Here is a 20,075-nt window from a genome sequence, read left to right as displayed (position 1 = left end):
ACAGCCCCCAAATCGCCAACCGGGCAGGACCGATGCACACAAGACGGACTACCCCCGTAGGATTTTGGCGAGGCTCCATCAGGGGTACCTGATATGGCGCCCATACCCCCGTCTGCCTCACAAGCCGCATCCGAAAATGCAGGCCTGGGTCTCCTTCTACCGCCGGGCCTTCGCCCCGCGTTAACCGAACCCGCCGCAAGACGGCCCGGCCACAACCCGGCTTTCCCGTCACCACGGGAACCGGACACACTTCGGGCTTCCGCCCGCCGTGCCAACACCCCCGGCAAGGCCGACATCTCCCGCCACGATCCCGGCAGGCACGGCCAACCACAAGGCGCAATTCGGGCATCCGTCAGCCTCACCAACGGACCCGCTACCCGCTCCTGCCACCCCCGGCAAGGCCGGATGGCTCCCGGTACGATCCGGGCAGGACGCGCCACCGACAAGACGCAACTCGGGCGTCTTGACAAATGGCCGGGTCAGACCGTCTGCACAATGCCTCCGTAATGGCTTTTCCATCCGCCGGTCATGATTTTGCGGGTGGTTCGCCCGCCGCCTTGTCTGTGTTTTTGCCGCTGCATCATCATCGCCTCTTTCCTCTGGCCCAAACGCAAAAACCCGCAAGGCATCAAGCCTTGCGGGTTTCGCTCCGGGCGGAATTGTCCCGTTGACTTTACTGTTATGCCGCAACGAAAAGAACAAATCAAGAACTTTTTTCAGAAAATCCGAAAAAACTTTGGATGCGTACTGTCGCCTGATAAAAGCATTTGAAAATCAATGAGTTGATGGTTTGTGGGGCAGGTGACGGGGCGGATATCTATTGCGATTGTAAAAACAATCGTGTCTGTTCTATCGCTTCTTTCAGCCCGACTCGCTGCACCGCGACATCCTCGGGAAATGCACCCAAAAGCCGGGTCGGCATCCGGTTATCGAGCAACACAAACACCCCGCGATCCTCGGCGCGACGGACAAGGCGGCCAAAGGCCTGCTTCATGCGCAGGCGGGTCAGCATATCGTCATAACGTGCGCCGTGAAATGCCGCCTTGCGTGCCCGGTGCAAAATATCGGGGCGGGGCCACGGCACGCGGTCAAAAACAATCAGGCGCAAACTGTCGCCGGGCACATCGACTCCGTCGCGCACTGCATCGGTGCCCAGCAGGCAGGCATCGCGTTCGACGCGGAAAATATCAATCAGGGTCGAGACATCCATGCCGTCAATATGTTGCGCCAACAATTGCAGCCCGGCCTCGTCCAGCGGCCCGGTCAGGCGGTCATAGACCGCCCGCAGCCGCGAAATTGCGGTAAACAGGCCCAGCGCACCGCCTTTGGAGGCCAGAAACAATTCCCGATAGGCCGCCGCCACATGATCGGCATTGTCGCGGCCCAGATCATTCACGATGAAAACACGGGTTTGCCGGGCATAATCATAGGGGCTTTTAAGCGCCGCCCGCACCGCCGGAAGCGGCATGTGTGAGGCCCCGGTGCGGTCTTCGGCCACCGCCCAGTCAAACATCTCGTCCCCTGTGCCATCGCGCAGGGTTGCCGATGTAATCACCATGCCATGTGCGGTCGGGGCCAGGGCGGCGGTCAGCGGCAGGGTCGGGTCAAGATAATGGCGATGCATGCCAATATCAAAATCGCGGCCAAATTGCCGTTCAATTGCAAACCAGTCCACAAATTGCGCCGGTGTGTTTTCAACCAATGATGCCAGCATACCGCGCCATGCCGCCACCTGCATGATCGCACGCCGTTCCAGCGACCGGATGGCGGCATCAAGGCGTTGCCGTTCGCCCGATTCCAGTTCATCGGCCTTTTCATCGAGCATATGGGTGATGATTTTAATCAGGGCCTTGGCCGGTTTTTCAAGGGCGGCAAGTGCGCGGTCCAGATCGGCGGCACTTTTCAGCACCGCCTCAATCGCCGGTTTGCAATCGGTTTCAATCGAATAACCGCGATCTGATTCTGTGGCCCGCGCCGTCACCTGCGCACGGATATGGGCCAGAAATATTTCGGCCGGTCCCTTGGCATGTTCCGCCCCGTCCTGAATACGCATCAACCAGCCCTGTTCGGGCAGGCATCCGGCGGCATGAATGACGGCATGGACGGCATCGCGCAATTCGCTACGTTCGGCAATCAGGCTTTCCAGCCGTTGTTTCAGGCCGCGTGCCCGCGACCCGCCCCGGTTTTCCGCCCCCAATAACCAGCGCCTCAATTCCGCCCCTTCCTGTCCGGTCAGATGGGCGGAAAAGGCCTTGTCGGCGGCATCAAACAAATGATGGCCTTCGTCAAAAACATAGCGGGTCGGCATCGCCGCATCGTCCAGCCCGCCAAGGGCCGCCTGCACCATCACCAGCGCATGATTGGCCACGACAATTTCGGCCGACCGCGCCCGGCGCACGGTTTTTTCAACAAAACAGCGCGTATAATGCGGGCAGGCGGCATAAATACATTCACCGCGCTGATCGGCCAGCGCACTGGTAAAGCGGGTGCCGATCAATTCGGTCAGCCATGCCGGAAAATCGCCCCCCACCATATCGCCATCGCGGGTCGCCAATGCCCAACGCGCCATCAGGCCCAACGGCACCGCCTGATGGGGTTGCTGGGCCAGGGGCCGTTGCGCTTCTTCAAAATTCAACAGGCACAGATAATTCTCGCGGCCCTTGCGCACCACCGCTTTCAGGCGTTTTTTGACCGGGTCGTCATAAAGCCGGTCCAGTTCACTGTCGATCTGGCGTTGCAGATTGCGGGTATAGGTGCTGATCCATACCGCTCCCTCGTTTTTCTGCGCCCATAAGGATGCCGGGGCGACATAACCAAGGGTCTTGCCGGTGCCGGTTCCGGCCTCGGCCAGCACGATATTGGGCGCACCCTCGGCGGTGCGTGGCGCAAAGGCGGAACAGACTGCCGATGCATAATCGGCCTGTTGCGGGCGTTCTTCGGCCCCGTCACCCAACAGGCTGCGCAATCTTTCGCGGGCCTCGACCGGCTCCACCCCGATATGGCCGGGGGTGGGCGGCGGGGCATGTTCCGACCATTCGCCGATTTTTTTCCAGATTTTCAGGCCTTCATAGACGGCAAATTTATGCGGCCCGTCGCCATCGGCGCCAAGGGCGGCCAGAACCGGCATGCCCCATGCCCATGTGCCGCGCGCCATCGGCCAGGCCAGGGCAAGGGCGCGGGCGCGTTTGTCGCGGTCCAGAATGGCCAGTTCCTGAAGCAACCGCTTCATCGCTTCGGCCATGGCTTCGGCCTGTCCGGTCAAATCGTCGGATGGTTTTTGCCCGGTGGCAAGGGCGATGCCCCGTGGGGTCGGCACGCAAAATTGCGCCGGGCGAACAAAGGCAAACAGTTCCAGCAAATCATACCCGCCAAATCCCTCGATCTTCAGACGTCGGGCGGTGGCGGGCAAATGCACAACAATCGGGCGCTGTTTTCGGGCGCGTTTGGCCGCCGTGGCCAGCGGCATTTCGTCAATTTCGCCGTCCGGTGTCAAAAACACAGCATGGCGCAATCCGGCGACCATCACAGGCGCGTCGGGCGGCAAAAAACGCGGAACAGGATCAGAACGATCATCGAACATCGGGGGGGACTATAATCAGACTGCCGCAGTGGCGCCACAGGGGAAATTGCCGTATCAAGAGATTCTTGTGTGATCGGAACCCGGACAGCAGTATGAGCCGCAGCAAAACCGCAAACCAGCATTTCTGGCGCAATCCCGCCCTGCCATTTATCGAGGCGCAGCGCGTGCGCGACGGGCGGGGGATATGTTATGAAAAACACAGCCACGATACATTTTCGATTGGTGCGATCACCGGCGGGGCCAGCATCTGTTGGAACCGGGGGCGCAGCCATGATGTGCAGGCCGGATCGGTGGTCGTGATCAATCCGGGTGATGTTCATGCCTGCAATCCGCGCAAGGATGTGCTGTGGTCCTATCAGATGATTTATATCGATACCGGCTGGCTGCGCGATATACAGGGGGGCATCCATGCCGATCAGGCAGGTGAATTTGCCATGTTTGCCGATATCGTCCCCGAACATCCGGCCCTCTATCGCGATCTGACAGGGCTGGGCGATGCGCTGTTTGATGCAGATATGGATATTCTGGGAAAGGAAACGGCAATTGTCGGTTTTTTCACCGGCCTGCATGATGTGCTGGGCCGCCGGGCTGGCCGCACGCACGGGGGTGGCGGTGGGGTAGGCGATAATCGCAAGATGGTGCTGGCGGCTGATTATATCCGGGCGCACTGCACCGATGCGATTACGCTTGCCGATATTTGTGGTGCTGCCGGGGTTTCGGCCTCTTATCTGGTTCGGGCCTTCAAGCGGGTCTATGGCATGACCCCGCATGCCTATGTGATCAATTGCCGGATTGCGTGCGCCCGTGCGGCGCTGCGGCGCGGAGGGCGGATTGTTGATGTTGCGCTGGATTGCGGCTTTGCCGATCAGGCGCATTTTTCGCGCCAGTTCAAACGCCTGACGGCGACGACACCGGGGAATTATGCGCGGGCGGCATAGTTGTGCCGGGTGGTGTTCAGCCTAAGATTAAATACACCGCAGAGGCAATCAGCAAGGCGGCCATCACCCGGTTAAACAGCCGAATGCGGCGCGGTTCGTTCAGGGCATGTTGTAAAAACGCCCCAATCCCGGCCCAACATGCGACCGAACCATAACAAATTACGAAATAAAGGGCGGCAAACTGCCAGACCAGCACCGGGTCACCATCGGCAACATAGGCCCCCATGCCCGCGATTGAAGCCAACCATGCCTTGGGGTTCAGCCATTGCATGATGGCACCATTGAGGGCGGATGGCGTGTGAACCCCGTCCTTTCGGCCAAATTCGCCATTATCGCGGGCCAGTTTCCACGCCATATAAAGCAAAAATCCCACCCCGGCCCACTGAATGACGCGGGTCAGATGCGGCCACTGGATCAGGATTTCATTCAGTCCGAGCCCGATCAGCAACAATAGCAGGCAAAACCCGATTGTCGCCCCGGTGACATGGCGCAGGCTGGGCCGAAAACCATGCTGTACCCCCGAGGCAAGGGCCACAATATTCACCGGCCCCGGCGAGATCGAGGCGGCCAGCGCAAAGGCCGCCATCGACAGAAAAAGCGTTGTTGTCATCGGGTGGTTCCTTGCATCCATTTTCGGTGGGCGCAAGATAGCGACATGGTCTGGCGAAAATATTGAAGGAAATTGACCTGCTCCGGGTCCTTAAACGACAACGTCCGCCCGGACTGTCTCCGGGCGGACGCGTTTGGGATGTTTCCGGAAAAATCAGGAAGCGGTCAACGCCATCAGTTCGTTCGCGCAGGCACCGGCAACATCGTTATCCGCGGCGTCGCTACCGGGCGTGGTGGCCCAGCCGTTGCTGGCGACAAATTCGCGGCGTTTATAGGAGCTTTCTTCCTTGAGGGCGGCCAGTTGCAGCGACTGGTTGGTCGGGGTCTGCAACTTGAACCGGGCGACACACAAGGCCGAAAGGGCGTTCGTCACCGCTGTTTTTTCCTGTGCGTCGGCGCGTTCGGTTGCGGCACCATGAGTCGTTAGCCAGCCGGAGCTAAAGCCGATAATGACAAACGCCATGACGCCCAAAACAGCACCCCAGATACCGGGCTTGAGCCAGACGGGAATGTTTTTTTCCATTTTCAGGATCCAATTCTATAAATTAAAAGTTTATAATATAAATTATTGAATTAATAATAGATTATATGTGAGTAAATATCAAGTAATATCAAAAATAGGTGCCACCATTATCGGCATTTTATGGTTTTTGTATTTTCATATTATCTGTAATTTATAGTATTTTTCATGAGAAATATTATGAAATGAAGTCTGAAATCCAGGCGGCTGCACCTGAAATCATTGCATAGCGCGCCGCCTTTCCCAGCGTCACCAGTACAACAAACGGCCAGAATTTCACCCGCAGCGCCCCGGCCACCAGTGTTAACGGATCGCCAATCACCGGCAACCAGGCAAACAGCAAGGCCCACAGCCCGTACCGGTTAAACCAGCGTTCGGCGCGCTCATATTGCGTCGGCGACACCGGAAACCAGCGTTTGTGGCGGAAATGTTCGATCCACAATCCCAGCCCCCAATTGACCAGCGATCCCAAAACATTGCCCGCCGTGGCAATCGCCACCAGAAGCCACACGGCATGTTCGCCCGTCGTGACAAGGGCGACCAGTGCGGCCTCGGACGTGCCGGGCAGGATGGTGGCGGAAGTAAAGGCGGACAGGAACAGGGCAAAAAGCACGATGGCTATCCGGGGTCAGGATTTGATTGAAAATTTCCGTATATCAATCGGTTCGGCCAGTATCTCGTCGATGGTTTCGGCAAAATTGCGCAGATGCGGCGTTTCAAAATGCCGGGCAAGGTCTTCTTCGGACCGCCAGTTTTCATAGGCCATCCACACCGCCGGATCGTCGTTTGACTGGTGCATGGTGTAAGAAATACAGCCTTCTTCGGCGCAGGACGGCTCAACCAGCGCGATCAGACGCTTGCCAAGTTCGGTTTCCATTCCGGGTTTGGCGCGGGCAATGGCAAGAACGGTCAGATATTTGGGCATGGATATTTCCAGTTGGCTGGGGGCTGTTTTCATAAGGCGGGATCATCAATGTTTGACACGGATCGGGCAATACAAAAAAGCCCGGCAGGTTTCCCCGCCGGGCTTTGATGATTTTAGGGCGCCTCAGACGATGTGCGAAGTAACTTCGACATTGCCGCGTGTGGCGTTGGAATAGGGGCAGATCTTGTGGGCTTCTTCGACCAGTTTTTCGGCATCGGCCCTGTCAAGGCCTGGCAACGAGATATGCAGGTCAACTGCAAGTCCAAAGCCACCGGCGGCACGCGGACCAATTCCGACTTCGGCCTTGACCGACACATCGGTCGGGGTTTTCGGGCCACCCTGCGATGTGACAAATTTCATCGCGCCGATAAAGCAGGCGGAATAACCCATGGCGAAAAGCTGTTCGGGGTTGTTGCCGTCACCGCCGGCACCCCCCAGTTCCTTTGGGGTGGAAAGCTTGACATCAAGGCTGCCGTCTTCGGTTTTCGCACGGCCATCGCGGCCACCGGTTGCACTTGCCGTCGCACGATAGAGAACATTAACAGACATGGTTTTCATCCTTTATGAAAAGAGAAGGGTTTGGGTTCGGTGTCAAGAATTCAGGTGTTTGGTCGTTCAGTTATTCAGTTGGCGTTAAAGGCGTTCCGCAGAAAACTGGTTGCCTGATCAATGGCAGCGCGGGTCGCCGGGGTTTCGGCTAGGGCATTGAGCATCACGAAATCATGGATCGTGCCGTTATACCGGGTTGCCGTCACAGTAACCCCGGCTTGTGACAATTTGCGGGCATAGGCTTCACCTTCATCGCGCAGCACGTCATTTTCGGCCGTAATTACCAGTGCAGGTGCCTGCCCTGCCAGTTGGGATTCGCTGGCATGGATCGGCGTAATCGTCGGGTCGGTGCGGTCAATCCCTTCGGGCAAATACTGGTTCCAGAACCAGTCCATCGCCGGACGGGTCAACCACGGACCATTGGCAAATTCGGTATAGGACCCGTTATCAAGATTGGCATCGGTTACCGGATAGAATAACAGCTGTGCGGCAATTTTCGGCCCCTTGCGTTCCTGTGCCAGCAGCGAGACCACCGCCGTCATATTACCGCCTACACTGTCCCCGGCAATCGCCAGACGGGTCGGGTCGATGTTGAATTCTGCGGGGTTGTTCGCAACATATTGGGTCACTGCGTAATCCTGTTCAATCGCGACCGGGTAACGCTGTTCGGGGGACCGTTCATAATCGACAAACACCAGGGCGGCATTGGCACCAACGGCGATTTCGCGGATCAGGCGATCATGGGTGCCGGTATCGCCCATGACCCAGCCTGCACCATGGAAATATACAATCACCGGCAGGGTATCAGTGTTGCCTTCGGGGCGGATGACGCGGATTTTGGTGGTGCCCGTCGGGCCGACCGGCAGGGTGGTGTCGTTAATATCGACCGCCGGTTTGGCGACCGGGCCGGACTGCGCCCCGGCCAGAACGTTACGGGCTTCATCCGGAGTCAGGGTATAAATCGCCGGGCCGCCCGATGCGGCAACCGCATCGACAAAGGACTGGGTGGCGGGTTCCAGAACCGGGTTGGCGGCAGCGCCGCTGGCAAAGCCGGAAGCCGCAGCAATGGCGAAAGTGGCAGAAGCAACGGTGGTTTTAAACGCATTCATGATGTTAATCCTCGCTGACCGGGTTTGATGTGACGGGCATTCCGTCTTGCTGCATTTTAAGTATCATACGATTTAATTGTGCGCGATATAAAAATGGGCAACTCAGGTATGCGATAAAATCGGTTGATATTAAATCGTGCACGATGTATATTTCCCGGTTACCGCCTAAAACGAAGGAGACAAGCCATGACCCCCCCCCCTTTAAAACTGGATGATCACCTGTGCTTTTCGATCTATGCCGCTGCCCATGCCTTTAACCGGCTTTATAAACCGGTGCTGGATGATCTGGGCCTGACCTATCCGCAATATCTGACGATGGTCGCCCTGTGGCAGGAAGACGGCCAGCGGGTCAGCAGCATCGGCGAGAAACTGTATCTGGAATCCAGTACATTGACGCCTTTGTTGAAACGTCTGGAGGCTGCGGGCCTTGTGACCCGCGAACGTGATCGTGCGGATGAAAGGCAGGTCCTGATCCGACTGACCGATACCGGTCGCGCCTTGCAGGATCGGGCCGGGGCGGTTCCGGCCTGTGTGCTGAATACCAGCGGCATGTCGATTGCGGAATTGCAGGCGCTGAACCGCGAAGTGCAGGCACTGCGTCGTGCACTGGATCGCTCAGCCGCGTGAATGGATCGGCGCCCCCTTTTTACGACGGTGATAGCCCAGAATGGCGGCAATGCAGAATTTCAGGGCATCTTCGGGAAGGGCTTGGTCCAGTGGCAACAGGATGGCGCGGTTGCCTTCAAACTGTAATTGCCCGTCAAACATATCGCGAAATTCGGCAATCAGGCTGGTCTGGCAATTGACATAAAGGGCGATCTGGTTCGGATTTTTATCCTTCCAGTCCAGCCGCAAGGTTGTGCCGCCGCCCGATATTGGTCGCCATGACGGCTCTCCCCATTTCACGGTTTCGGCCAGCGGGCCTATTGCCGGATCGCCTGTGGCAACTTCGTAGATCCAGCCGCGCAGAATGTGGAACCGTTCCTGTGCTGCGGTGGGATAAAGGGCGTAGCGGGCGGTAATGGCGGGGTTTTGTATCGGGGGTGGGGATGCTGGCGGCGTCATGCGATCAGAACGCCAGTACGATCAGCCACACACCGGCCAGAACAAAACTGACATGCTGGATCACCATCGCTGCCCCGCGCGGGGCCGGGCCGGGAACATACAAGGTGCCCAGCGCGTGCAAAAGGCGAGAGACAATAAAAGCCAGTGCGACCAGCCACACCCAGTTGCCCGCCGTGCCTGAAAATTCCAGCCCGGCACAAACCAGAATGGCTAGCGGGGCATTCTCAGTGAAATTGCCATGGGCACGCATCCGCACCCGCAGGGTTTTGTCATCACCATCGCCATATCCGACCATTACAGCGCGACGGCGAAACGATACATTCAGGCTGAGGATCACCAGCATCAGGGCGAAAATGCCGGTGAGGAAAAAAGTGGCGGGCAGCATGGGCATCGGGTGGTTTCCTTCCGGGGTGAGAGGACATGGAAAATCGCGATGGTCGCATTTGCCACCATCGCGGTTCTTATATCAGAAAAACCCGCAATCAGATCGTACGAATACGTCCCAGAAAGGCTTTGACCTGTTGATCCAACTCGCGGGCCTGAACGGCAAGCTCCGTCGCGCCTTGCTGCACATTGGAGGCTGCTTCGCCCGTTTGTTGGGAGGCGGTGCGAACAATGCCGATGGAAGAAGATACTTCGTTGGTACCCGCCGAGGCTTGTTGAATATTGCCGGAAATTTCGGCGGTGGCAGCCCCTTGCTGTTCGACCGCCGAGGCAATGGCGGTGGCGATTTCATTGATGCTGGAAATGGTTTCGCTGACCTTTTCAATTGCGCCGACTGTTTGGCGGGTTTCTTCCTGGATCGATCCCACTTGCTGGGCAATGTCATCGGTGGCGCGTGCGGTTTGATTGGCCAGGTTTTTGACTTCCTGTGCCACCACAGCAAAACCTTTGCCGGCTTCACCGGCACGCGCCGCCTCGATGGTGGCATTGAGTGCCAGCAAATTGGTCTGGGAGGCAATATCATTGATCAGGCTGACGACCGCCCCGATCTTGTCGGCGGCATCGGCCAGACCGGCAACCATGGTGTTGGCGCGTTCGGCCTCGCTGACCGCCGTGCTGGCAATGGTGGATGATTTGCTAACCTGTTCGGAAATTTCATGGATTGAGGCGGACAATTCCTCGGTTGCGGCGGCAACCGTCTGGACATTGGCACTGGCCTCGTCGGCGGCAGCCGCAACGACGGTGGCCTGATGAGATGATTCATCGGCGGCAGACCGCATCTGGCGCGATACGCTTTCCATGCTGGTGGCACTTTTTGTCACCGATCCGACAATCTGCCCGACCGATTTTTCAAATTCATCGGCCAGTTGCAACCGGGTGCGGTTGCGATCCTCACTGGCGCGATGTTCGGTCGCCAGTTTTTCGCGTTCCGCCTCCTGCATGCGGGCCGATGCCGATTTGAATTCTTCCAGGGCGCGGGCAATCAGACCGATTTCATCGGACCGGTCCAGATAGGGTACTGTGACCGTCAGATTACCCTTTTCCAGATGATCAATCACCCCGGCGACCTGTGTCATCGGGCGGCGCACCATGACATTGGCCGAAACCAAAATTACGGTAATTACAATCATCAGCAATACCACACCGCCGATCAGAGTAGCATTGCGCAGGGCATCGGACGGGGCATTGACAGTTGCCAGCGGCACATTGACCGCCACCGCCCAGTTCCGGTCATATTCTTCGATCCGGATCGGTTTGAAAATCCGGACATAGCCATCGGCAATCAGGGTGCGGCTTTCGCCCCGTTCCATGGCATCAAGGGCGGTGGCCTGTGCCGGGATGGCAGGGTCAAGGGCGGTGCCACGGATGGCAGGGTCTTCGTGGGCAACCCATGTGCCCTGGGCGGAAATCAGATTGACCGTGCCGGTGCCAAAGGGTTTGAGTTCGGCAAACCGGTCCGAGAGGGCATTCAGTTCAAGGTCCACCCCCAGAACGCCCAGAAATTTGCCTGCCGGATCCTGCACCGGATAGACAAACGAGGTCAGAACCACATCGCGCCCCTGAATGTCATAGGTAATGGCATCGGTCAGATAGGGGCGGTTGGTGCGTTTGGGTTCCTCGTAATATTCATTGACCGACGGATCATCCAGCCCGGTCAGGTGATAGGGCACAATCCCGTCGCCAAAATCATAATAATAGGTGACATAGCGTCCCGTGCCTTCGCCAAACGGTTCGCCTTCGTCTTTATAGGCGTCGTCGTTGTTATCGAGCGCATTGATTTCAAACCCGGCCCATGCCCCGGCCAGATCGGGATTGTTCATCAGGGTGCGGTTGAGGATTTCGTTATAAACGCCGCGATCCACGTCATCGGTTTCACGGATGGCGCGGAAGGCCCCGGCAAGGTTTTTGGCGGTGGCAATTCCCATATTCAAAACACGGCCTGCCTGTTCGGCATGATGATCGGCAACCGAACTGGCCTGTCCGACGGTCAGGTCTTCGGTGGTTTGTCCGGTCTGGTTTGTTTGTAAAAAGATGCCAATCATCAGGCACGCCGCAACGGCGACGGCACTGACACAGGTCAGTTTCGCCCCCAGTGAAAGTCTGGAAAAATTCATCGTCACCTGCCTCCTTGTTATGCCCCGCCCCTTTGGGGGTATTTTACATGTGGAGACAGTAAACCAGACTTCAACGCTTTAAACGACAAATTACGATGACAGTTTTATTCAAGGTCGGCTGTCCGTTTGTTAAGAAAGCCGTTGTTTATTATGGTTTGTGAAAGTGTTCGCAAGGAAGCGTCACAAGTGTTGTGATCCGGTGTGGCGAATGGTGGTGTCGTCAAAAACCTGACTGGCGGGAACCGGTCGTTTGAACAGGAATCCCTGAAGTTCGTCACAGCCCTGTTTGGCAAGGAAATCGTGCTGTATTTTTTGTTCGACCCCTTCGGCGGTGATGCGCAAGCCCAGCTTGTGGGCCATGGCGATGATGGCCTCGGTCATGGCGGTATTTTCGGAATCGTCGGGAATGCCAATGATAAAGGCGCGGTCAATCTTGATACGTCGGATCGGTAGTTTTTTAAGCGAACTGAGGCAGGAATAGCCGGTGCCAAAATCGTCAATGGCAATCGAAACGCCAAGTGCGAGAAGATCGTGCAGGGTCTGGATGGTGTCTTCGGCATCCTGAATCATGCTTTCGGTGACTTCCAGTTCCAGATATTCCGCTGCCAGCCCGGTTTGGGTCAGAATGGTTTTGACCGTCGTGGCAAAATGGGGAGCATGAAGTTGCCGGGCCGAGACATTTACCGCCATGCGAAGGGCCGGTCGCCCGTCCTTTTGCCATTGGCAGGCCTGACGGCAGGCTTGTCGCAAGACCCAGTCGCCAATTTCGACAATCAGACCGCTTTGCTCGGCAATCGGGATGATGTCGGCAGGCATCAGCAAGCCTTCAGTGGGATGGTTCCAGCGGATCAGGGCTTCAACCGCCATCATCTCGCCGGTTTGCGCGGAGAGTTGCGGCTGGTAAAACAGTTCCAGTTCGCCTTTTTCAAGGCCGTGGCGCAATTGCAGGCTGCGGGTCATGTAATGGGCGGTATTTTCAGTCATTTCCGATTTGTAATAGGCAAAGGTGCGGCGACCCTTGGCCTTGGCGGCATACATGGCGGTATCGGCAAGGCGCACCAGATCCTGCGTGGATTTGCCGTTTTCGGGATAAATGCTGATGCCGATACTGGCCGACATGGTGATTTCCTGGCCCTTGACATGAAAGGGGCGGCGCAGTTCGGCATTGATCCGGGCCGCCAGATAGGATGGCGTTACCGCATTATAAACATCCTCGACAATGATCAGGAATTCATCACCGCCCAGCCGGGCAACCGTGTCGCTTTTGGCGATGGCAGCGCGAATGCGTCGGGCGGCAATCATTAGAACCTGATCGCCGATATCATGACCCAGCATGTCATTGACGTTTTTAAATTCGTCCAGATCCAGAAACAGACAGGCGACATGGGTGCCTTCGGTTTCGGCGCGGTCAATGGCGCGTTGTAGCCGGTCATTGGCCAACAGCCGGTTAGGCAGGGCGGTCAGGCCGTCATATTGCGCCAGATATTGCAATTCCTGTTCGGCCTGCCGGATGGCGGTGCGGTCTGAAATCATCGCGACATAATGGGTCAGATTGCCATTGTCATCGGATACGGCGATGATCTGAGCATGAACCGAAATTGGATCGCCACTCTGGCGTCTGGTGTCGATTTCCCGGTGCCAGTAACCGCGTTGTTTAAGGTTGGCCTGCAAATCCTGTTGCAGGGCGTCGGAGCAAGAGCCATCGGCGACCATATAGGGCGGTTTGCCGATGATCTCGTCGGGCGGGCTGCCGGTGATGGCGCAATAGGCGGGGTTGGCGCTGACGATATTCAGTTGGTGATCCAGAATCAGGATGCCGTCCTGAGTGGTCTGAAAGACCGTTTTTGCCTGCCGCAGTTTTTCGGTCGAAAGATGTTGGTCGGTGACGTCCTGAATGATGCCGATCAGGCGTTCGGTATTGCGGCGGTCGGCGGCAAAAATCTTGCCCTGGGCGCGAAACCAGCGTGGGAGACTGATGCCGCCACCCTGTTCACGGCGAAACATGACATCGTAAAAATTGCCATGCATGATGGCATATTCAAAGGCAGCCCGGACGGTGTCGCGATCCGATGGAATAACGCGCGCCAGAAAATCATCCAGATTGCCAAGGAACCCTTCTGCATCGGCTTCGGGGATCAGGGTTTCAAGACCAAATCCACGCATCAGGCGGGTTTTGACATCGATTTCCCAACAGCCCAGATTGGCTGCCGCCATTGCCAGAGACAGACGTTCTTCGGTCTGGCGCAGGGCATATTCGACTTGACGGCGTTCGACCGCCATCTGAATGGTAGCGTGCAATTCGCGTTCGGAAAAGGGTTTGAGCAAAAAGCCATAAGGCTGGGTTTTCCGGGCCCGTTCCAGCGTCGGGTCTTCGGAATAGGCAGACAGATAGATCACCGGGATCAGAAAATCGGGCGGGATGCTGGCGGCGGTTTCGATGCCGTCAAGATCGCCGTCAATATGGATATCCATTAAAATGACGTCGGGCGCATCGCACATCATGGCGTCGAGTGCCGGTTGACCGGCACTGTGGACGCTTATTTTTTTATATCCCAGACGAGTCAGTTGTTGTCGCAAATGCAGGGCGACAATTCGCTCGTCTTCGACAATCATGACATGGACCTGATCAAACATGGGCCTAATCCGGTTGTTGGAATTCAATGACAAGACGGGTGGGGTTTTGTCGGTTGATGGTCAGGGTGCCGCCCAACTGATCAGTCAGAAGATGGATCAGTTGCAGGCCAAGGCTGGCGCAATTTTCAATATCGAAATCCATCGGAATGCCAACCCCGTCATCGGTCACCGCCATGATGATGGTGTTTTGGCCGGTGTCCTGAATGGCGATATCGATTGTGCCGCAACGATCCCCGGGAAACGCATGTTTGAGGGCGTTCGATACCAGTTCATTGGCAATCAGGCCGCAGGGTACGGCAATGCCAATGGGCATGCGCACTGTTTTGATATGGGTCGTGACCGCAATACGCCCGATATCGGCATTATAGGATGCCGACAGGGTTTGCAGTAATTCCTCGAAAAAATGGCCGAAATCGACCTGACTCATATCCTCGCTTTGATACAGGGCCTGATGAATTTGCGCCATTGAGCGTACCCGGTTGCAACTGTCGCGCAACATCTCGCGGGCATGAGAATCATCAATCTGTGAAGATTGCATATCAAGCAGGCTATAAATGATTTGAAGGTTGTTTTTGACCCGGTGATGGACCTCGGCCAGCAGCAAATCCTTTTCCTGAAGCGATTTTTCAAGGGTTTCCTGTTTGCTTTTGCGGTCCGAAATATCTACCACCGCGGCCAGAATCTGGATGCCGCCACTGATCGGAATCGGGTTCAGGCCGATTTCAACGGCAAACTCGCTACCATCTTTGCGCAGGGCATACAGGTCGCGGCCCGGGCCCATCGGCCGGGGGCCGGGGGCGCGCACGAAACTGTCGCGCAGATCAGCATGATGGCTGTTGAAACGGGCGGGTACCAGAATTTCAATCGGTTGGCCCAGTAATTCATCGCGCCGATAGCCAAAAAGCTGTTCGGTTTCCGCATTGACCATTTCGATACGTCCGCGTTCATCAACCAGAATCATCGCATTGGGCGCATGTTCGACCACACGATGAAACCGGTCATCATGATCATATCCTCTGTCTTTTTTCGCATCTTCCGTTAAAACCGGATCGTCGATCATGCCGCCTCTCTTGCGAAATGCCCTGATATTTTATTGGTCCGCTCACAGTATGTATGGGTAACGTCAGGATCATGTTTCCTGTGGTCATGCATTGTGCCGGGCCCTTTTGGCTTGCTTACCCATGTTTGTCGCGAGGGGCGGACATACAACCCTTTTGATGCGAAATTTTATCATTCCAGTTGAAATTTGGCATCGGCTGTTGTGATCCGGTACTTTGCCGCCGGAAGGTGCGCCATCATACAGAACGATGCGAAATGCAGTCACAAGAGGTCTGATCTGCTATTTTGCGGGTTTGCCGTGCTTGATCTTCGTCGGCAGCAAGGCTATCACCATTGCCGTTACACACAGTTTTCAAGGTTTCATAAAATGACAGACGATCTTCGTAATGCCGCACTTAACAGCAATATCTGGGCTTTCGCAGAAGCCCGCAAGCTGGTTGAGCGGTATAAACAGAAGAAGCCTGAAAAGGGATATGTCCTGTTTGAAACCGGTTATGGCCCGTCGGGCCTGCCGCATATCGGCACCTTTGGCGAAGTGGCGCGCACCACATGGGTTCGTCGCGCCTTTGAAACCATGTCCGATATTCCGACCAAACTGTTTTGCTTTTCCGATGATATGGATGGTTTGCGCAAGGTGCCCGACAATGTGCCGAACCGCGATATGGTGGCGCAACATCTGGGCCGGGCACTGACCAGTGTGCCGGACCCGTTTGGCAAATACGAAAGTTTTGCCCACCACAACAATGCCCGTCTGCGCGAATTTCTGGATGCGTTCGGTTTTGAATATGAATTCAAATCATCGACCGATTGTTATCGTTCCGGTATGTTTGACGCGGCATTGCTGCGGGTTTTGGACCGGTATGACGCGATCCAGAAAATCATGCTGCCGACTTTGGGCGAGGAGCGCCGTGCGACCTATTCCCCCTTTATGCCGGTTGAACAGGATACGATGAAAGTTCTGATGGCCAAGGTGGTTGAAACCAGGGCGGCCAGCGGTACCATTGTTTATGAACATCCCGAAACCGGCAAGCTGGTGGAAACCCCGGTGACGGGTGGCCATTGCAAATTGCAGTGGAAGCCTGACTGGGCGATGCGCTGGTATGCGCTGGGGGTGGATTACGAAATGGCGGGCAAGGATCTGATTCCGTCGGTCGAACTGGGCAACAAGATCGTCAAGGCGATGGGGGGTACGCCGCCCGATGGCTTTAACTATGAATTGTTCCTTGATGAAACCGGCCAGAAAATTTCCAAATCCAAGGGCAATGGCCTGTCGGTTGAAGACTGGCTGAAATATGCGCCGGAAGACAGCCTGTCACTGTTTATGTTCCAGAAACCCAAGGCGGCCAAGCGGCTTTATTTTGATGTCATCCCGAAAACGGTGGATGAATATCTGACCTTTGCCGAAAAGGCCAAAACCGAAACCGATCCGGACAAATTGCTGCAAAACCCGGCATGGCACATCCATGAAGGCAAGATGCCCGAACGTCAGGTGCCGCTTTCATTCGGTATTCTGCTTAATCTGGTGTCGGTCTGCAACACATCGGACAAGGATTTGCTGTGGGCGTTTATTTCGCGTTATGCGGACGGTGCGACGCCGGAAAACGCGCCTTATCTTGATAAACTGGTTGGCTATGCCATCACCTATTATGCCGATTTCGTCAAACCGCACAAAAAATACCGCCGCCCTGAAGTTGCTGAAGCCGCAGCCCTGATGCAATTGCGTGACACGCTGGCAACCCTGCCGAAGGGAGCGGACGGTTCCGAAGTGCAAAATGCGGTGTTTGAAGTTGGCAAACAGCATGACTGCTTTGCCGATCTCAAGGCGTGGTTCCGCGCCCTTTATGAAATCCTGCTGGGGCAGGAACAGGGGCCGCGCATGGGATCGTTCATTGCGCTTTATGGCATTGATGAAAGCATTACCCTGATTGACCGTGCGCTGGCGGGTGAGGATTTGGGGGCGTAAACCCTGATGTCCGGATGACAACAACAAGGCCCGCCAATTTGGCGGGCCTTGTGCGTTTGTTAGGTGTCCGATTTTGGGTGCGATGAGCCGGGTTATTTGGCAGGCGCACTTTCCTGCTTTTTCAGTTCCTCAAGATATTCAATGATTTTGTGCAAATCGTTTTGCATAACCTGCGGGTCGATGGGCTCGAAACCCTGTTCGATTTCCTGCGACATCAGATTGGTGGCGGCGGTGAGGGCGGCGGTATTGGCCGCGACATAGGCATTGGCATCCAGCGCACCATTCATATGGGCAAAGCAGTTATAGGACCGAGCATCGCGGTAAAATTGGATGGCGGCGGTGCGGCGCAAAAGCGGTGTAATATTCTGGGCAATCGCACGGGCCATATTCGCCTTGGCGGTTGCGTCCAGCGACTGGCTGGTCACTTCCATGCTGGCGGTCAGGGCTGAGGTGATGGCCACTGCCACATCGGGCGGCGGTTCCGGGCAGACAATTGAGGCTTGGTCAAATTTCGCGACCACGGTGCGATAATTGGCGGTGGTGGAAAGTGCGCCCACCTTGGCCTCGCCCAGCAGGGCATGGCCACCAACCACCTGATCATGAATGCCATTGGCGCACCCGCCCAGCAGTAAAAGACACAATCCGCCTGCGGCAGCCCGCAAGGTCGTATTTTGAAACCCCATGCGTAAATCCCCCTGTTGGGTGCCGCCGCATGTACTGCCGGGCACCGGAATCTGTTATGAAAATTGATCTGTTTTTGAAGTAAATTCAACCAAAAGTTATGTTTCGGCGATTGACGCAAAATAGCCGTACTTGCGTGCCAACTTTTGGATATATATGTGCGGGGCATGCCCTTGCGGATGATAAAAGGATGAAATGGCGATGAAAATCAGGATTTGGGCGGCGGCCCTGATGGTGACGGTTCTGACGGCCTGTGCGGCCAGCATGCCGCGCGTCTATACCGATGCCGACCATGCTGCCGATTTCGGCCAGTATCATAGCTATGCCTTTTTTGAGTCCGCCAAACAGGTTGGCGAAGAATACGGCACCCTGATGGGGCAACGCATCGAAGACGCCATTGCCGCCAAAATGGCGGAACGCGGCTATGTTCTTGATATCCATCAGCCCGATATGCTGATCAATTTCCATGTCAAACGCACCGACAAACAGCGGGTGCGTCCGGCCACGGTCTATGGTGGTTATGGCGGCTATGGCGGTCGTTATGGTTCTCGCAGCGGTATGTATATGGGCTGGCCGGGCTATGTCGAGCCGGGTTACGCCGATAGCTATGCCGAAGGCACGATCACGGTGGATATGGTGGACCGTGTCACCAACCAGATGATCTGGGAAGGTACGGCCATTCGCCGCCTGAGCGATAGCGATCTGCGCAATCCCGACCCGTCGGTCAGCGAGACCATCAACAGCATTTTCAACAATTACCCGTTTGTCGCCGGGCAATCCGCGCCGGTTGTGGCGCCTGCGGCGCAACAGTAATATATGGTATGTCACAAAAAAGCTGACGGGATGATGTCCTGTCAGCCTTTTGTTTGCCGGTTGTTCGGCAGGCTTATCCGCGTTCAACAAAATCCCAATAAAGTTCCTGCGCACGGCGGGTGATCGGGCCGGGTTGCAGGGCGCGGGCGTCCAGTTTGACGCAGGGGGCGACCTTGTAATAATTGCCGGTGCCGAAAATTTCGTCGGCGGCTTCAAGGTCGCTGTATTTAACCGCCTTTTCAACCACGTCCACGCCATCGTCGCGCAGCAGGCCGATCACGCGCTGCCGGGTCAGGCCATTGAGGAATGTGCCATTGATTGCCGGGGTAAAGACCGTGCCATCCTTGGCGTAAAACAGATTGGCATAGGAAAATTCCGCGACATTGCCGACGGGATCCAGCATCACCCCGGTATCAAAACCGTTATCGCGGGCCTCGGAAACGGCCCGTCCGACATTGGGATAGAGGCAGGATGCCTTGGCCTCGGTCGGGGCACTTTCGGGCGAGGGACGGCGGAAGGATGATTTTTGCGCGCTGAACCCGGTCTGGATGGCATCGGGCAACGCACTTTCATAAATGCACAGCACAAATTGCGCACTGTCGGGGTCGGGCGCGATGAAGCCGGTTTCACCGTAAATGATCGGTTTGATGTAAAGTGCTACATCCGGATCAAATTTGGCAATGCCCTCGCGTGCCAGCGTGACGATTTCGTCCGTTGTAATTTTGGGGGACAGCCCCATCAATTGGGCGGAGCGGATGACGCGGGCGCAATGGGGGATCAGATCGGGTGTTTTGCCCTTCATGCGGCGCGCACCGTCAAAAACCGTGGAAGACATCCACATGCCGTGGGTGGACGGGCCGATGATGGCCGGATTGCCTTCGTGCCACTGGCCGTTAAACCATGTCCATGCCTTTTGGGGGGCGGCGTTTCCCATGTTGATGCTCCGCGTGATGGATCGGTGTGGATCAGGATAGACCCTGATGGTGGGGCGTGACCCCAGCATAGATTTTTTGGCCGGGGCCGGTCAAAGAAAACCGAACGGAATGTGACAGGAATTTACCCGAAAGGATGA

19 protein-coding genes are annotated in these 20,075 nt (G+C 56.3%); 4 read left to right on the top strand and 15 right to left on the bottom strand.

The genetic code is table 11. The features are described from left to right. Positions 1-228 precede the first annotated feature (228 nt). Both Q8O73_RS05865 and Q8O73_RS05860 read right to left on the bottom strand, forming a co-directional pair. Positions 229-519, bottom strand: a complete 291-nt coding sequence (locus Q8O73_RS05865; RefSeq protein WP_305556325.1) for a hypothetical protein — start codon at positions 517-519, stop codon at positions 229-231. A gap of 298 nt (positions 520-817) precedes the next feature. Further along, a complete protein-coding gene (locus tag Q8O73_RS05860; RefSeq protein WP_305556323.1) occupies positions 818-3,580 on the bottom strand; it encodes an ATP-dependent DNA helicase in 2,763 nt (920 codons plus the stop codon). Positions 3,581-3,672: 92 nt separating this feature from the next. Here Q8O73_RS05860 and Q8O73_RS05855 point away from each other — a divergent pair, with 92 nt between their 5' ends. Further along, on the top strand, positions 3,673-4,518 hold the full coding sequence (locus Q8O73_RS05855) for an AraC family transcriptional regulator (RefSeq protein WP_305556321.1): 846 nt from the start codon (positions 3,673-3,675) through the stop codon (positions 4,516-4,518). A gap of 16 nt (positions 4,519-4,534) precedes the next feature. Here the strand turns inward: Q8O73_RS05855 and Q8O73_RS05850 are convergent, their stop codons facing one another. From Q8O73_RS05850 to Q8O73_RS05825, 6 genes are all read right to left on the bottom strand, one after another. Next, entirely contained in the window at positions 4,535-5,128 is a 594-nt protein-coding gene (locus Q8O73_RS05850; RefSeq protein ID WP_305556320.1) for a LysE family translocator, read from the bottom strand. A gap of 153 nt (positions 5,129-5,281) precedes the next feature. After that, a complete protein-coding gene (locus Q8O73_RS05845) occupies positions 5,282-5,650 on the bottom strand; it encodes a hypothetical protein (RefSeq protein WP_305556318.1) in 369 nt (122 codons plus the stop codon). Between the two features lie 175 nt (positions 5,651-5,825). Further along, positions 5,826-6,260 (bottom strand): YqaA family protein, encoded by a 435-nt coding sequence (locus Q8O73_RS05840; RefSeq protein ID WP_305556316.1) that lies wholly within the window; start codon positions 6,258-6,260, stop codon positions 5,826-5,828. A gap of 15 nt (positions 6,261-6,275) precedes the next feature. Continuing rightward, positions 6,276-6,605 carry a putative quinol monooxygenase gene (locus Q8O73_RS05835; protein ID WP_305556313.1) on the bottom strand — a complete coding sequence of 110 codons (330 nt, stop codon included), beginning with the start codon at positions 6,603-6,605 and terminating at the stop codon, positions 6,276-6,278. Positions 6,606-6,695: 90 nt separating this feature from the next. Further along, positions 6,696-7,121 carry an organic hydroperoxide resistance protein gene (locus Q8O73_RS05830; RefSeq protein WP_305556311.1) on the bottom strand — a complete coding sequence of 142 codons (426 nt, stop codon included), beginning with the start codon at positions 7,119-7,121 and terminating at the stop codon, positions 6,696-6,698. 74 nt (positions 7,122-7,195) lie between these two features. Further along, on the bottom strand, positions 7,196-8,230 hold the full coding sequence (locus tag Q8O73_RS05825) for an alpha/beta hydrolase (RefSeq protein WP_305556309.1): 1,035 nt from the start codon (positions 8,228-8,230) through the stop codon (positions 7,196-7,198). 186 nt (positions 8,231-8,416) lie between these two features. Between Q8O73_RS05825 and Q8O73_RS05820 the strand changes: the two genes are divergently transcribed. After that, a complete protein-coding gene (locus Q8O73_RS05820; protein WP_305556307.1) occupies positions 8,417-8,857 on the top strand; it encodes a MarR family winged helix-turn-helix transcriptional regulator in 441 nt (146 codons plus the stop codon). Here the strand turns inward: Q8O73_RS05820 and Q8O73_RS05815 are convergent. The 5 genes from Q8O73_RS05815 to Q8O73_RS05795 all read right to left on the bottom strand — a co-directional run bounded on the left by Q8O73_RS05815 (position 8,846) and on the right by Q8O73_RS05795 (position 15,547). Then, the gene (locus Q8O73_RS05815) at positions 8,846-9,295 is read right to left on the bottom strand and encodes a DUF1801 domain-containing protein (RefSeq protein ID WP_305556305.1); all 450 of its coding nucleotides are present in this window, start codon (positions 9,293-9,295) and stop codon (positions 8,846-8,848) included. The genes Q8O73_RS05820 and Q8O73_RS05815 overlap by 12 nt on opposite strands. A 4-nt stretch (positions 9,296-9,299) precedes the next feature. Continuing rightward, complete coding sequence (locus tag Q8O73_RS05810) at positions 9,300-9,686, bottom strand: MAPEG family protein (RefSeq protein ID WP_305556303.1); 387 nt, start codon at positions 9,684-9,686, stop codon at positions 9,300-9,302. A gap of 91 nt (positions 9,687-9,777) precedes the next feature. Beyond that, positions 9,778-11,853 carry a methyl-accepting chemotaxis protein gene (locus Q8O73_RS05805; RefSeq protein ID WP_305556301.1) on the bottom strand — a complete coding sequence of 692 codons (2,076 nt, stop codon included), beginning with the start codon at positions 11,851-11,853 and terminating at the stop codon, positions 9,778-9,780. Between the two features lie 180 nt (positions 11,854-12,033). Further along, positions 12,034-14,487 carry an EAL domain-containing protein gene (locus Q8O73_RS05800; RefSeq protein ID WP_305556298.1) on the bottom strand — a complete coding sequence of 818 codons (2,454 nt, stop codon included), beginning with the start codon at positions 14,485-14,487 and terminating at the stop codon, positions 12,034-12,036. Positions 14,488-14,491: 4 nt separating this feature from the next. After that, positions 14,492-15,547 carry a sensor histidine kinase gene (locus tag Q8O73_RS05795; RefSeq protein ID WP_305556296.1) on the bottom strand — a complete coding sequence of 352 codons (1,056 nt, stop codon included), beginning with the start codon at positions 15,545-15,547 and terminating at the stop codon, positions 14,492-14,494. Positions 15,548-15,913: 366 nt separating this feature from the next. Here Q8O73_RS05795 and Q8O73_RS05790 point away from each other — a divergent pair, with 366 nt between their 5' ends. Then, a complete protein-coding gene (locus tag Q8O73_RS05790) occupies positions 15,914-17,509 on the top strand; it encodes a lysine--tRNA ligase (protein WP_305556294.1) in 1,596 nt (531 codons plus the stop codon). A gap of 92 nt (positions 17,510-17,601) precedes the next feature. Here Q8O73_RS05790 and Q8O73_RS05785 read toward each other — a convergent pair whose 3' ends face one another. Then, the gene (locus tag Q8O73_RS05785; protein WP_305556292.1) at positions 17,602-18,192 is read right to left on the bottom strand and encodes a hypothetical protein; all 591 of its coding nucleotides are present in this window, start codon (positions 18,190-18,192) and stop codon (positions 17,602-17,604) included. Between the two features lie 199 nt (positions 18,193-18,391). On the opposite strand from Q8O73_RS05785, the gene Q8O73_RS05780 reads away from it, so the two are divergent. Continuing rightward, positions 18,392-19,003, top strand: a complete 612-nt coding sequence (locus Q8O73_RS05780; protein ID WP_305556290.1) for a DUF4136 domain-containing protein — start codon at positions 18,392-18,394, stop codon at positions 19,001-19,003. 73 nt (positions 19,004-19,076) lie between these two features. Here Q8O73_RS05780 and Q8O73_RS05775 read toward each other — a convergent pair whose 3' ends face one another. Beyond that, positions 19,077-19,937: a branched-chain amino acid aminotransferase gene (locus tag Q8O73_RS05775; protein ID WP_305556288.1), complete on the bottom strand. Its 861-nt coding sequence runs from the start codon at positions 19,935-19,937 to the stop codon at positions 19,077-19,079. Positions 19,938-20,075: the final 138 nt, after the last annotated feature.

This window comes from Thalassospira sp., from assembly GCF_030690045.1.
Lineage (GTDB): Bacteria > Pseudomonadota > Alphaproteobacteria > Rhodospirillales > Thalassospiraceae > Thalassospira.
The sequence above is the reverse complement of the archived record's forward strand: the minus strand, read 5'-3'. Positions and strand labels throughout refer to the sequence as shown.

What these genes read in the sequence shown, in the direction of transcription:
- Q8O73_RS05780 (WP_305556290.1), top strand. Translation starts at nt 18,392, where the DNA reads ATGAAAATCAGGATTTGGGCGGCGGCCCTGATGGTGACGGTTCTGACG.
- Q8O73_RS05790 (WP_305556294.1), top strand. Translation starts at nt 15,914, where the DNA reads ATGACAGACGATCTTCGTAATGCCGCACTTAACAGCAATATCTGGGCT.
- Q8O73_RS05855 (WP_305556321.1), top strand. Translation starts at nt 3,673, where the DNA reads ATGAGCCGCAGCAAAACCGCAAACCAGCATTTCTGGCGCAATCCCGCC.
- Q8O73_RS05795 (WP_305556296.1), bottom strand. Translation starts at nt 15,547, where the DNA reads ATGATCGACGATCCGGTTTTAACGGAAGATGCGAAAAAAGACAGAGGA.
- Q8O73_RS05865 (WP_305556325.1), bottom strand. Translation starts at nt 519, where the DNA reads ATGGAAAAGCCATTACGGAGGCATTGTGCAGACGGTCTGACCCGGCCA.
- Q8O73_RS05775 (WP_305556288.1), bottom strand. Translation starts at nt 19,937, where the DNA reads ATGGGAAACGCCGCCCCCCAAAAGGCATGGACATGGTTTAACGGCCAG.
- Q8O73_RS05815 (WP_305556305.1), bottom strand. Translation starts at nt 9,295, where the DNA reads ATGACGCCGCCAGCATCCCCACCCCCGATACAAAACCCCGCCATTACC.
- Q8O73_RS05850 (WP_305556320.1), bottom strand. Translation starts at nt 5,128, where the DNA reads ATGACAACAACGCTTTTTCTGTCGATGGCGGCCTTTGCGCTGGCCGCC.
- Q8O73_RS05800 (WP_305556298.1), bottom strand. Translation starts at nt 14,487, where the DNA reads ATGTTTGATCAGGTCCATGTCATGATTGTCGAAGACGAGCGAATTGTC.
- Q8O73_RS05825 (WP_305556309.1), bottom strand. Translation starts at nt 8,230, where the DNA reads ATGAATGCGTTTAAAACCACCGTTGCTTCTGCCACTTTCGCCATTGCT.
- Q8O73_RS05835 (WP_305556313.1), bottom strand. Translation starts at nt 6,605, where the DNA reads ATGAAAACAGCCCCCAGCCAACTGGAAATATCCATGCCCAAATATCTG.
- Q8O73_RS05860 (WP_305556323.1), bottom strand. Translation starts at nt 3,580, where the DNA reads ATGTTCGATGATCGTTCTGATCCTGTTCCGCGTTTTTTGCCGCCCGAC.
- Q8O73_RS05820 (WP_305556307.1), top strand. Translation starts at nt 8,417, where the DNA reads ATGACCCCCCCCCCTTTAAAACTGGATGATCACCTGTGCTTTTCGATC.
- Q8O73_RS05785 (WP_305556292.1), bottom strand. Translation starts at nt 18,192, where the DNA reads ATGGGGTTTCAAAATACGACCTTGCGGGCTGCCGCAGGCGGATTGTGT.
- Q8O73_RS05830 (WP_305556311.1), bottom strand. Translation starts at nt 7,121, where the DNA reads ATGTCTGTTAATGTTCTCTATCGTGCGACGGCAAGTGCAACCGGTGGC.
- Q8O73_RS05845 (WP_305556318.1), bottom strand. Translation starts at nt 5,650, where the DNA reads ATGGAAAAAAACATTCCCGTCTGGCTCAAGCCCGGTATCTGGGGTGCT.
- Q8O73_RS05810 (WP_305556303.1), bottom strand. Translation starts at nt 9,686, where the DNA reads ATGCCCATGCTGCCCGCCACTTTTTTCCTCACCGGCATTTTCGCCCTG.
- Q8O73_RS05805 (WP_305556301.1), bottom strand. Translation starts at nt 11,853, where the DNA reads ATGAATTTTTCCAGACTTTCACTGGGGGCGAAACTGACCTGTGTCAGT.